This is a genomic window from Sphingopyxis sp. 22461 (assembly GCF_052044915.1).
Lineage (GTDB): Bacteria > Pseudomonadota > Alphaproteobacteria > Sphingomonadales > Sphingomonadaceae > Sphingopyxis.
The window spans coordinates 89,440-101,774 of the sequence record NZ_JBQENY010000003.1; the positions used below are offsets into that span (position 1 = coordinate 89,440).

The window sequence follows — 12,335 nt, forward strand, 5'->3', positions numbered from 1 at the left end:
CCGCAAAGGCGCGCACTCCATGGCCACTCCCGACACCGTCAGCTTCGGCTATGAACAGGTTCCCGCGGGCGAGAAGACCGCGATGGTCGGCGAGGTGTTCAGCCGCGTCGCGCGCAAATACGACATCATGAACGACGCGATGTCGGGCGGCATGCACCGTCTGTGGAAGGATCGCTTCGTGCGCCGCGTGAAGCCGCGCGAGGGCGAGACGATCCTCGACATGGCGGGCGGCACCGGCGACATCGCCTTTCGCATGGAGCGCTTCGGCGCGAGCATCACCGTCGCCGATATCAACCCCGACATGCTCGGCGTCGGCGTCGAACGCGCGGCCGAACGCGGCATCGACAGCCTCGTCTGGTCCGAACAGAATGCCGAGAAACTGTCGTTCCCCGACCAGTTTTTCGACGCCTATACGATCGCCTTCGGCATCCGCAACGTCACCGACATCCCGGCGGCCCTCAGGGAAGCGCACCGCGTGCTGCGCTATGGCGGGCGTTTCTTCTGCCTCGAATTTTCGACGAACGAATGGCCGGGCTTCGCGCAGGCTTATGACGCCTATTCGCACCACCTCGTCCCCAAGCTCGGCAAGCTGATCGCCGACGACGAGGACAGCTATCGCTACCTGATCGAATCGATCCGCCGCTTCCCGCCGATGCCCAAATTTGCGCAGATGATCCGCGACGCCGGCTTCACCGCGGTGAAGGTCGAGCCGATCCTCGGCGGCCTCGTCGCGATCCACAGCGGGTGGAAAGCTTGACCCGTCCCGTCATCCACATAATGCGCCTGCTGAAATGGGGCCGCATCCTCGCGCGCCACGGTGCGCTGCGCGGGATCGAAGCTGCGCCCGAAACGCCGGCGGGGGTGAAGCGTCTGTGCCGGATTGCACGGCTGGGCACGATCCAGCCGAAAATCCCCGACTATGCCACCGCATTTCAGGCGATCGGCCCCGCCGCGGTGAAACTCGGCCAGACGCTTGCGACGCGTCCCGACCTTGTCGGCGAAGAAGCGGCGCGCAATTTGCTGAGCCTGCAGGACGCACTCGCGCCCGTCGATTTCGACCGCATCAAGCAGGAAATCGAGGCGGTCTTCGAAACGCCGCTCGAAAGCCTCTACAGCGAATTCGATCCCGAACCCGTCGGCTCGGCCTCGATCGCGCAGGTCCACCGCGCGGTCACGACCGACGGCCGCAAGGTCGCGGTGAAAGTCCGCCGCCCCGGCATCGACAAGCAGTTCGCGCGCGACATCGACACATATGAATGGGCGGCGGCGCATCTCGAGGCGCTCGGCGGCGAAGCGACGCGGCTGCGCCCGCGCGAAGTGATCGCCAATTTCCGCCGCTGGACCTTGCGCGAGCTCGACCTGCGCCGCGAGGCCGCCTCGGCGTCCGAACTCGCCGACGCGATGGTCGGGGTGCCGACTTATCAGGTCCCCGCGATCGACTGGGACCGCACCGCGAGCCGCGTGATGACGCTCGACTGGATCGACGGGATCAAGATTTCGCACCGCGAGCAGCTGATTGCCGCGGGGCACGACATGGAAAAATTGTCGGCGAACCTCGTCAACGCCTTCCTGCGGCAAGCCATTGCGGAAGGCTTCTTCCACGCCGACATGCACCAGGGCAATTTGTTCGTGAAAGCCGACGGCACGATCGCCGCGGTCGACTTTGGCATCATGGGGCGGATCAACCGGCAGGCGCGCTACTGGCTCGCCGAGATCCTCTATGGCCTGACCACGGGCAATTATCGCCGCGTCGCCGAAATCCATTTCGAAGCGCAATATGTGCCCGACTATCATAATGTCGAGGAGTTCGCGACGGCGCTCCGCGCGGTCGGCGAACCCATGCGCGGCAAGCCGGTGAGCGAACTCAGCGTCGGGCAGATGCTCGACGGGCTGTTCGCGATCACACGCGATTTCGACATGCAGACGCAGCCGCACCTCCTCCTCCTCCAGAAAACGATGGTGATGGTCGAGGGCGTCGCGACGATGCTCAATCCGAAGATCAATATGTGGGACGTGTCGGGGCCCTTCGTCAGCGAATGGATTCGCGACGAGCTTGGGCCCGAGGCCGCGCTCGCCGACGGTTTGCGCGAACAGGGCAAGACGCTGGCGCTGATCCCCGACATCATCCGCCGCCTCGACGCGCAATTGCCGAAGAAAGGCGCCGCGCCGCCCGCCCCGCCGCTGCCCGACATCGCGCTGATGTGGGATGTGGGCGAGAAAAAGCGCTGGTGGCGCTATGCGCTGACCGCGCTCGCGGGCGCCGCGGCGGGCGCCGGCATCCTGAACTGGCTGGGCTGACCCTCGTTCATCGGGCCGGGAATTAGCTGGTTACCGGACATTTACCTTAAATCGTTAAGCGTGGACCTCGACCAACCCGGACGTGAAATCCGGACAGAACCGAGGTTTCATGCGCCACGACATCCTGATTGCCGACAAGATCCTGCCGGTCGACAGCCTGCCTCTCGAGGTGGCGGTCGTGGTGCCGACGCTCAACGAAGCCGCCAATGTCGAAAAACTGATCGCAAAACTCTCGGTCGTGCTCGCGGGGCGCGGCTGGGAAGTCGTCTTCGTCGACGATAATTCGCCCGACGGGACGAGCGAACTGGTGCGCCGCATCGGCCGCGGATCGCGGCATGTGCGCATCGTCCAGCGCGTCGGGCGGCGCGGGCTGTCGTCGGCGGTGGTCGAGGGTATCTTGGCGACCGCCGCGCCCGTGGTCGCGGTGATGGACGGCGACCTCCAGCATAGCGAGGACGCGTTGCCGCAGCTGATCGATGCGATCGCGGGCGGCGCCGATATCGCGGTCGGCACGCGCTATGTCGCGGGCGGCGGGATCGGCGACTGGGACAGGGACCGCGCGCGGATGAGCCGACTCGCGACGCGCGCCGGGCAGATTGCGCTCGGCACCGACGTGTCCGATCCGATGAGCGGTTTTTTCGCGGTGCGCCGCGATGCCTTCGAACGCGCGCTGCCGCGCCTCTCGGCGATCGGCTTCAAGATATTGATCGACATTTTGGCGTCGAGCCCGACGCCGCTGAAAGTCGCCGAAATCCCCTATCAATTCCGCACCCGCGAGGCGGGCGAGAGCAAGATCGGCGCGCGCGTGATCGCCGAATATGCCGAGCTGATCGCCGACAAGACGATCGGCCGCTTCGTCCCCGTCCGCCTGCTCAAATTCCTGATGGTCGGCGGGCTCGGCGTGTTCGTCCACCTCGCCGTCCTGCGCACGATCCTTGGCACCGGCAGCGCCTTTGTCACCGCGCAGACCAGCGCCGTGATCACCGCTATCGCGTTCAACTTCTTCCTCAACAACAGCTTCACCTACGCCGACCGCAAGCTCAAGGGCTGGCGCCTGGTCGGCGGCCTTGCCAGCTTCTATGCGATTTCGGCGCTCGGCGCGGTCGCCAATATCGGCATCGGCACGTGGATGGCCGGGCATGACGAGCGCTGGTGGGTGGCGGGGGTTGCGGGCGTGCTGGTCGGTGCGATCTGGAACTTCGCGATGTCGTCGGCGCTCACATGGCGCAAATGACGACGCGCGCACCGGGCTGGAACCGCTTCGCCGGGGTTTCGCGCCCCGTCGCGGCGGCGATGCTGGGCCTGCTTGCGCTGTTGATGATCTGGGGTGTGATGGGCGGTGTCGGCCGCGAGCATGTCGCGGTCGCAAAGCCCACGTCGGCGCAATTCGACGGCCTCGTCGGCGATCATGCGCTCTACGCGCGCATCGCGGCGCGGGTCGATGCGGGCGAAGCCTATTACGCCGCGGCCGCCGCCGAACACCGCGCCGGCGATTATCCGCTGCGCCCCTTTGTGACGGTCCGTTTGCCGGCGCTGGCCTATATCGTCGCCGCGCTGGGCGAACGGAAGGCGATGCTGCTCTTCCTCGTCATCGGCGGCGCGGCCATCCTTGCCTGGTATCGGCGGCTGCGGACCGAGCCCGCGCTCCCCCGCTACGCCGCGGTCGGCGCGCTATTCGTCGCGGCCAACCTGACGCAGCTCGCCGCGCGCGAGTGGCTGTTCATCCACGAAGCCGCGGCGGGCGTGCTCCTCGCGCTCGCGCTTGCGCTCTATCGCCCCGCCCGTCCGTGGTGGACCATGGCGATCGTCGCCGCAGCGCTCGCGATCCGCGAGACGATACTTCCCGTAGCGATGCTGTTCGGGCTTTTCGCGCTGATCGATCGCGACTGGCGCGCCGCAGCGGGCTGGCTGGCAGTCGGGCTATGCTTCGCGGCCGGCCTCGCGGCGCATATCGCGGCGCTGGCGGCGGTGACGACCCCCGCCGACGCCGCGAGCCAGGGCTGGAACGGACAGGGCGGCTGGATCGCCTATCTGTCGTTCGTCCAGGCATCGTCGCTGCTGCGTTTTTTTGCGGGATGGGTCGGCGCGCTGCTCGTGCCGCTCGCGCTGCTCGGCTGGGCGGCATGGCGCTCGCGGCTCGGGCTCGCCGTGCTGCTGATCCAGCTCGGCTATGCGGCGCTGCTGATGCTCTTTGCGCGCCCCGCCAATTTCTATTGGGCGATGCTCGTCACGCCGACATTGTTCGTCGGCCTCGCCTTCGCACCCGCCGCGCTGACCGCTCTAATACGATTGTTGCGACAGCCGATGCGCGCGATTCCCGCTGCTGCGATTTAGGCGTCCGCTTGAACTGAAGCGAGGAAGCGCATAACTGATGCGCGAAGGAGACGGCGATGAATCAAACCCAGTCGATCGCCGCCCGCTCGCGGCAGGCTTGCCACCGCTGATGTCCGCTCCGCGCATTCTTTTGATCATTGGCGGCGGCATCGCGGCCTATAAATCGATCGAGCTCGTCCGCCTGCTGCGCAAGGCGGGCTATGTCGTGCGCTGCGTCATCACGCGCGCGGGCGAGCAGTTCGTGACGCCGCTGACACTCGCGGCATTGAGCGAGAACAAGGTCTATACCGACCTCTTCGACCTCAAGGACGAGGTCGAGATGGGGCATATCCAGCTCAGCCGCGAGGCCGATCTGGTCGTCGTCGCGCCCGCCACCGCCGATCTTCTCGCGAAGATGGCGGCGGGGATCGCCGACGACCTCGCGACGACATTGCTTCTCGCGACCGATAAGCCGGTGCTCGCGGCGCCCGCGATGAACGTGCGAATGTGGCTGCACGCCGCAACGCGCCGCAATATCGCGACCTTGCGCGGCGATGGCGTGACCGTGATGGAACCCGACGAGGGCGAGATGGCGTGCGGCGAATATGGCCCGGGCCGCCTGCCCGAACCCGCCGCGATCAAGGAAGCGATCGATGCGGCGCTTTCTTCTCCCCTCCCGCTTGCGGGAGGGGGCGGGGGAGGGCCTGTTGCGTCGTCAAACTTACCATTAGACGACTCTCGCTCATCCGCCGACATGCCCTCCCCTAACCCCTCCCGCCGGCGGGAGGGGGATTTGAGCGGCCAGCCCGACTTCGCCGACGAAAATCACCGCCCGCTCTATGGCCGCCGCATCCTGATCACCGCGGGGCCAACGCACGAACCGATCGACCCGGTACGCTACATCGCCAACCGGTCGAGCGGGAAGCAGGGCTTTGCGATTGCCGCCGCCGCCGCGGAAGCCGGCGCCGAGGTGCTGCTGATCGCCGGCCCCGTGCCGCTGCCGACCCCGCCCGGCGTGATCCGCGTCGATGTCGAGACCGCGGTCGAGATGGCCGCCGAAGTGCAGCAAAGCCTGCCCGTCGATGCCGCGATCATGGTCGCCGCGGTCGCCGACTGGCGCGCCGCCGACACTGCGGTGCAAAAGATCAAGAAGGACGGCAGCGGGCAGGTTCCCCCGCTCGCGCTCGCCGAAAATCCCGACATCCTCGCCGGCCTCGCCAAATCGCCCGAACGCCCCAAACTGCTGATCGGCTTTGCCGCCGAAACCAACGACGTGATCGCGCATGCCGAGGCCAAGCTTGCGCGCAAGGGATGCGACTGGATCGTCGCGAACGACGTCGCGGCCGACCCGATGGGCGGCGAAAGCAACCGGGTGCATATCGTTAGCAAAGACGGGGTAGACAGCTGGGACCGGCTTCCCAAACAGGCCGTCGCCCGCAAATTGATGGAAAAGATCGCCGATGAGCTCGACACCCGCGCACCGCTTGAAAGAGATTGAGATCGCCATCCAGCGGCTGCCCAACGGCGGCGGCCTGCCCCTGCCCGCCTATGCCAGCGATGGCGCGGCGGGAATGGACGTCGTCGCGGCCGAGACGCTGACGCTGCGCCCCGGCGCACGCCACGCGGTCGCGACCGGCTTCGCAATGGCGATCCCGGCCGGTTATGAGGTCCAGGTGCGTCCACGCTCGGGCCTCGCGCTCAAACATGGCGTCACCTGCCTCAACACGCCCGGGACGATCGACAGCGACTATCGCGGCGAAGTGAAAGTGATCCTCGCGAACCTCGGCGACGAGAGTTTCGAGATCAAGCGCGGCGACCGGATCGCGCAGCTCGTCCCCGCGCCCGTCCAGCGCGCGGCCTTTGCCGAGGTCGAGACGCTTGATGAGACCGTGCGCGGCGCGGGCGGTTTCGGATCGACGGGGGTCGAGAGCGATGCGGTCGACGAGACCGCGGACATGGCGGGCCTCGCTTCGCTGTCGGGCATCAAGCTGCGGCGGCCGGTCGACTAGATTGCTCAGCGACGCCGAACTCGACCGCTATGCCCGCCAGATCATCCTGCCGGCCTTTGGCGGCGCGGGACAGGCGAAGCTGAAGGGCGCGCATGTCGCGGTGATCGGCGCAGGCGGGATCGGCTGTCCGGCGATCACCTATCTGGCGGCGGCGGGCGTGGGCAAGCTCTCGATCATCGATCATGACGTGATCGAGCTGTCGAACCTGCAGCGGCAGCCGCTGTTCACCGATGCCGATATCGGCGCGCGCAAGGCCGATGTTGCGGCCAGCGCGGCGCGGCGGATCAACCCGCATGTCGATGCCATCGCGGTCGCCGAAAGGCTCGATTCGAGCAACGCCGAGGCGCTGCTGGCGGGCGCAAGCCTGATCCTCGACGGCTGCGACAATTTCGGCACGCGGCTCGCCGTGAACCGCGCCGCCGTCGCGCTGCACATTCCGCTGCTCAGCGCCGCGATCGGCGCCTTCGAGGGGCAGGTCGCGCTCTACGAAGGCTGGCGCGCGGAGTGCGCCTGCTATGCGTGCCTGGTCGGCTCCGATCCCGACCGCGAAGGCATTAATTGCGCCGAAACCGGCGTGATGGGCGCGCTCGCGGGGATGATCGGCACGATGGCGGCGCTCGAGACGGTGCGCGCGCTCACCGGCCTTGGGTCGTCCTTGACCGGCCGGCTCGCGATCGTCGATATGCTCGACAGGCGCTGGCGCGAGGTCGGCGTACCGAAGGATCCGCTATGCCCGGTCTGCCGAGCCTGAACATCATCGTCGCGGTCGCCGAGGGGCGGCGGCTCTATGCCGCGCTCGAAGCGGGGATGGCGGCGGCGGCGCTGGGCCGGCCGGTGCGGATCTTCCTGCAAGGCGAGGCCGCGGCGCTGTTGCGCGATCCTGTGTCCTTTTCAGGCGACGAAGCGCGCCGCGCCGCGGGACAGCCCGATCTCGCCTGGCTCGTCGAAGAAGCGATCGCGATGGAGGTCGACCTTTTCGTCTGCCAGTCGGGCATGGCGCTCGTCGGCATCGCGGCAACCGAACTCGTACCGCATGTTCGCGCTGCGGGACTGGTCAGCTTTCTCGCCGAGGTCGGCGCCGAGGACCGGCTGATCGTTTATTGATCTGGATCCTCCCTGTGCCGAAGGCATGGGGAGGTGGCAGCGCGAAGCGCTGACGGAGGGGCTAATGGCGCGACGTCGCTGCCGCTCCACCACCGCTACGGCGGCGGTCCCCCTCCCCACGGCTTCGCCGCAGGGAGGATCAAAGCGTCACGGATTATCGCAGACCTTGATCGCATCGGGCTCGGGACGCCTGCCTTCGGGCTCGAAGCGTGCGAGGTAGCCCCCGGCATGCTGCTTGTCGTCGTAGGAGACGAGCTTGTAGCCCACCGCCTCGAACTCGCAGACGAGCAGGCGGAAAGGCGTGCCGTGCTGCGCGATCGGGCGGTCGCCGTCGACGACGAGCACCTGCCCGCCCTTGCGCAGCGCCGGCCGCAGCCGCCACAGAAAGGCGTAAGGTTCGCCGATCTCGTGATACATATGGACCATGAACACGCGGTCGAAGCTCGCGGCGGGCAGGCGCGGATCGTCGACCGCACCGAGTTTCAGCGAGACATTGTCGAGCCGCTCGCGCGCGACGCGATCGGCGAGCCGCTCGATCACCTCGGGAATGATGTCCTGCGCGAGCACGCGCCCGCCGACGCCGACGCGCTGCGCGAGGCGCACCGTATAATAGCCGTCGCCCGCGCCGATGTCGGCGACGGTCATGCCGGGCCGCACGTCGGCCGAGTTCATGACATCCTCGGCCTCGTTGACGCGGTCGCGCGCCTCCTCGGTCGACCATTTGGTCGAGACGGTCGGCGCGACCGGCCGGTCGGCGGGCGGGAATTCGCGCGCGGTCTCGGCGCGGTCGCTGCCATCGTCCCACGGCGCGTCATCGCAGCTGCCGAGCAGCGGCAACATCGCCAGCGCGGCAAGAGCGGCGACGCGCTTCATCAGTCGATATCTTCCACTTCGACCTTCTCGCCCGTCACCTTCTGCGACAGCGCCGCCGCCATGAAGGGGTCGAGCGCGCCGTCGAGCACGTCGGACGGTGCGGTCGAGGTCACGCCGGTGCGCAGGTCCTTCACCAGCTGATAGGGCTGGAGGACATAGGAGCGGATCTGGTGGCCCCAGCCGATCTCGGTCTTCGCCTGATATTCGCCCGACGCCGCGGCCTCGCGCTTCTGGAGCTCGGCTTCGTACATCCGCGCCTTCAGCATCCCCATCGCGGTCGCGCGGTTCTTGTGCTGCGAGCGGTCGTTCTGGCTCGCGACGACGATGCCGGTCGGGATATGCGTGATGCGCACCGCCGAATCGGTCGTGTTGACGTGCTGGCCGCCCGCGCCCGAGGCGCGATAGGTGTCGATCTTGAGGTCGCCTTCGTTGATCTCGATATCGATATTATCGTCGATCACCGGATAGACCCAGACGCTCGAAAAGCTGGTGTGGCGCCGCGCCGAGCTGTCATAGGGCGAGATGCGCACGAGGCGGTGGACGCCGCTTTCGGTCTTGGCATAGCCATAGGCGTTTTCGCCTTTCACCAGCATCGTCGCCGATTTGATGCCCGCCTGTTCGCCCGCCTGATATTCGACCAGCTCAACCTTCAGCCCGCGCTTTTCGGCCCAGCGGCTGTACATGCGCTGGAGCATTTCGGCCCAGTCCTGGCTTTCGGTGCCGCCGGCGCCCGCATGGACTTCGATATAGGCGTCGTTGGCGTCGGCCTCGCCCGCGAGCAAGGCTTTGATCTTGTCCTCTTCGGCGCGCGCGGCGAGCACGCCAAGCGACGCGACGGCCTCGTCGACCATCGCCTCGTCGCCTTCCATCTCGGCAAGCTCGATCAGCTCGGCGGTATCGGCGCATTCGGTTTCGATCGCACGCGTCGCGGTGATCGCCTCGTCGAGGCGGCGACGTTCGCGCATCACCTCTTGCGCGGCCTTGGCGTCGTTCCACAGCGTCGGGTCCTCGACCTTCGCATTGAGTTCGTCGAGCCGCCGCACCGCGCGGTCCCAGTCGAGAAAGCGGCGCAGCAGCGCCAGCGCGGCGCCAATCTTGTCGATATGATCCTGCGCTTCGGCGCGCATGTCCTTGCTCCTGAAATATGTTGATCCCGCCTTACGGCTTCAAGCGCCGCAGGGGAAGGTGGTCCAAGCCGTCAGATAATGCCGCCGCGGTCGTCGAGGAAGTCGCTGTCGGTGCGGCCGGTCGATCCCTTTTGCGACGCGCCGCCGGTCGCCCGCCGCTGCGTCTTGATCGGCTTGATTTCCTCTTCGCGGATCGTGCGGCGCGGTTCGCTTTCGGGCTTGAAGGCTTCCCAGATGATCGACGCCTTCGGGTCGGTCCCCGGCCAGCTGCCATAGACCCGGCGCCCCGACTGACGGTCGATGCGGACCATGCGCACGCCCTTCGGCGCCGAGAAGGGAATCGGCTGGCGATCGGCGAGCGCGGCGAGCGCGAAATCCTTGAAGATCGGCGCGGCATAGCTGCCGCCCTGCGCATAACCGCCCATGCTGCGCGGCTGGTCAAAACCGATATACATGCCCGCGATCACGTCGGGGGTGCCGCCGACGAACCACACATCGTTCGGGCCCGACGTCGTGCCGGTCTTGCCGAACAGCGGCACGCCCAAGTCACGCAGCCGCACCGCGGTGCCGCGCTGGACGACGCCTTCGAGCATATGCACGACCTGATAGGCGGTGATCGGGTCCATCAGCTGCTTGCCCGACCTCGCGAAGCGCGGCATCGGCCGGCCGTCCCAATCCTTCTTATTGCAGCCCTCGCACGGTTTCCAATTGGCGGGGAAGACCACCTTGCCGCGGCGGTCCTGCGCATAGTCGATCACGCGCGGTTTCAGCGCGCGGCCGTGGTTGGCGAGCATCGCGTACGCATTGGTGATCTTTTCAACCGTCGTCGTCCCGGCGCCGAGCGCGGTCGAGAGATAGGGTTCGTGCTTGCCGATGCCCATCGTCTGGATCGTTTCGACCACCGGCTCCATGCCGACCTGGCTCGCGGTGCGCACCGTCATCAGGTTGCGCGACTGTTCGAGACCCCAGCGCATCGTATGCTCACCCGACCCGCCCGCGCCGCCGAAGTTGCGGAAGCATTTGTTGCCGAGGCTCGCGCCCTGATAGACGCAGAAGGGCCCGTCGACGATCATCGTCGCGGGGGTCATGCCATTGTCGAGCGCGGCGGCATAGACGAAGGGCTTGATCGTCGAACCCGGCTGACGTTCGGCCTGCGTCGCGCGATTGAAGGGCGACAGGCGGACGTCGAAGCCGCCCTGCATCGCGTAGATGCGGCCCGAATGCGGGCTTTCGACGACCATGCCGCCCGAGACTTCGGGAATGTTGCGCAGCGCATAGCTGCTGCCGCCGGTCGATTTGACGACGATCAGCTGGCCGGGGCGCATTGCGGAGAAAGCGCTGCCGCCGGTCTTGCGATAGCCCATCGTCGCGGCGCTCGCGGGCAGCGTGCCCGTGTCGCCGTTGGAAAAGCCGATCCGCGCCGCGCCCGCCGACTTCGACAGCACCGCGGCGACGCGCCAATTGTCGTAATCGATGCCGATGAAGCTCGACGCGAGGCGGCTCTGCCACTGGTCGTCGGCCTCGATCGTCGCGATCGGCCCCGACCAGCCCTTGCCCGCGTCGTAGCGCTGCAGCCCCTTGCGCAGCGCCATCGTCGCGCCTTGCTGCATCTTGCCGTCATAGGGCGTGCGCACCCAGAGGCCGCCGGCATAGACGCTGTGCGGACCCTTGTCGGCGGTTTCGCCGAATTCGGCGATCAGCTGGCGCCGCACCTCTTCCATATAATAGCCGCCGACCTGCGCGATCGCGGTGTTGCCCGTGTTGGTGAGGCCGAGCGGCATCGCGCGCGCCGCGTCGCGCTGCGCGGTGCTGATCCAGCCATTGTCCTGCATCGACCCGAGCACGAAATTGCGCCGCGCCAGCGCCTCGCGCTCAAAGCGCGCGCGGCCGTATTTCTCGGGCGCCTTGGGCAGGATCGCGAGGAAGGCCATCTCGTGCAGCTGGAGCTGGTCGACATCCTTGTCGAAATAGGCGCGGCTCGCCGCCTGCACGCCAAAGCTGCGGCGGCCGAGCGGGATTTCGTTGAGATACAGCTCGAGAATCTGTTCCTTGGTCAGCGCATCCTCGATGCGCATCGCGAGGATCGCCTCGCGCACCTTGCGGCGATAGCTGAGCTCGTTCGTGAGCAGCAGGTTCTTCGCGACCTGCTGGGTGATCGTCGACGCACCGATGGGGCGGCCGCTGTTCGTCAGATTGGTGACGATCGCCGAGGCGATCCCCGGATAGTCGATGCCGCCGTGGCTGAAGAAGGTCTTGTCCTCGGCCGCGAGGAAGCTGCGCACAAGAAGCTGGGGATATTCGCTATATTCGAGCTGGACGCGGCGTTCGCGGGCATAGCTGTGCACCGGCTTGCCCTCGCCGTCGCGGACCATCGTCGGCAGCGGCGGTTCATAGTCGCGAAGCTGGTCGACCGACGGCAGGTCGCGCGCGAAAACCACCCAGATCAGCGCAAGAAAGAGAACGCCCGCGAGCGCGAGATAGCCGAGCCAGCGGAACCAGCGCCGCGTCCACATATCGCTCAGCCATGCGATGACGGCATTGCTGTCGCGGCGCAGGCGCAAGCGGAAATCGGGCGGACTGTCAGCGGCCATATGTCCCCGCCTCTAAAGCC

The 12,335-nt window shown here is 67.1% G+C and carries 11 protein-coding genes; 8 read left to right on the top strand and 3 right to left on the bottom strand.

The window, feature by feature from the left end; all coding sequences use genetic code 11:
- The first annotated feature begins 19 nt into the window (after window positions 1–19).
- The 8 genes from ACTJI5_RS05450 to ACTJI5_RS05485 all read left to right on the top strand — a co-directional run bounded on the left by ACTJI5_RS05450 (window position 20) and on the right by ACTJI5_RS05485 (window position 7,724).
- Window positions 20–757: a class I SAM-dependent methyltransferase gene (locus ACTJI5_RS05450; protein WP_058538694.1), complete on the top strand. Its 738-nt coding sequence runs from the start codon at window positions 20–22 to the stop codon at window positions 755–757.
- Window positions 754–2,298, top strand: coding sequence for a 2-polyprenylphenol 6-hydroxylase (ubiB, locus tag ACTJI5_RS05455; RefSeq protein ID WP_440859620.1), 1,545 nt, complete (start codon window positions 754–756; stop codon window positions 2,296–2,298). The genes ACTJI5_RS05450 and ubiB overlap by 4 nt, the downstream gene beginning before the upstream one ends.
- Before the next feature lie 109 nt (window positions 2,299–2,407).
- On the top strand, window positions 2,408–3,532 hold the full coding sequence (locus ACTJI5_RS05460; RefSeq protein WP_440859621.1) for a glycosyltransferase: 1,125 nt from the start codon (window positions 2,408–2,410) through the stop codon (window positions 3,530–3,532).
- Complete coding sequence (locus ACTJI5_RS05465) at window positions 3,529–4,632, top strand: hypothetical protein (protein WP_440859622.1); 1,104 nt, start codon at window positions 3,529–3,531, stop codon at window positions 4,630–4,632. Before ACTJI5_RS05460 ends, ACTJI5_RS05465 begins: the two co-directional genes overlap by 4 nt.
- A 109-nt stretch (window positions 4,633–4,741) precedes the next feature.
- On the top strand, window positions 4,742–6,109 hold the full coding sequence (locus tag ACTJI5_RS05470; RefSeq protein ID WP_440859623.1) for a bifunctional phosphopantothenoylcysteine decarboxylase/phosphopantothenate synthase: 1,368 nt from the start codon (window positions 4,742–4,744) through the stop codon (window positions 6,107–6,109).
- Window positions 6,072–6,620, top strand: a complete 549-nt coding sequence (dut, locus tag ACTJI5_RS05475; protein ID WP_440859624.1) for a dUTP diphosphatase — start codon at window positions 6,072–6,074, stop codon at window positions 6,618–6,620. The genes ACTJI5_RS05470 and dut overlap by 38 nt, the downstream gene beginning before the upstream one ends.
- A gap of 1 nt (window position 6,621) precedes the next feature.
- The gene (locus tag ACTJI5_RS05480; protein WP_440859625.1) at window positions 6,622–7,371 is read left to right on the top strand and encodes a HesA/MoeB/ThiF family protein; all 750 of its coding nucleotides are present in this window, start codon (window positions 6,622–6,624) and stop codon (window positions 7,369–7,371) included.
- Complete coding sequence (locus ACTJI5_RS05485; protein ID WP_058538688.1) at window positions 7,350–7,724, top strand: DsrE family protein; 375 nt, start codon at window positions 7,350–7,352, stop codon at window positions 7,722–7,724. The genes ACTJI5_RS05480 and ACTJI5_RS05485 overlap by 22 nt, the downstream gene beginning before the upstream one ends.
- A 147-nt stretch (window positions 7,725–7,871) precedes the next feature.
- Here the strand turns inward: ACTJI5_RS05485 and ACTJI5_RS05490 are convergent, their stop codons facing one another.
- From ACTJI5_RS05490 to ACTJI5_RS05500, 3 genes are all read right to left on the bottom strand, one after another.
- Window positions 7,872–8,597, bottom strand: a complete 726-nt coding sequence (locus tag ACTJI5_RS05490) for a class I SAM-dependent methyltransferase (protein ID WP_310250689.1) — start codon at window positions 8,595–8,597, stop codon at window positions 7,872–7,874.
- Entirely contained in the window at window positions 8,597–9,724 is a 1,128-nt protein-coding gene (gene prfB / locus ACTJI5_RS05495) for a peptide chain release factor 2 (protein ID WP_037514181.1), read from the bottom strand. The genes ACTJI5_RS05490 and prfB overlap by 1 nt, the downstream gene beginning before the upstream one ends.
- A 71-nt stretch (window positions 9,725–9,795) precedes the next feature.
- Window positions 9,796–12,315 carry a penicillin-binding protein 1A gene (locus ACTJI5_RS05500; RefSeq protein ID WP_440859626.1) on the bottom strand — a complete coding sequence of 840 codons (2,520 nt, stop codon included), beginning with the start codon at window positions 12,313–12,315 and terminating at the stop codon, window positions 9,796–9,798.
- Window positions 12,316–12,335 lie beyond the last annotated feature (20 nt).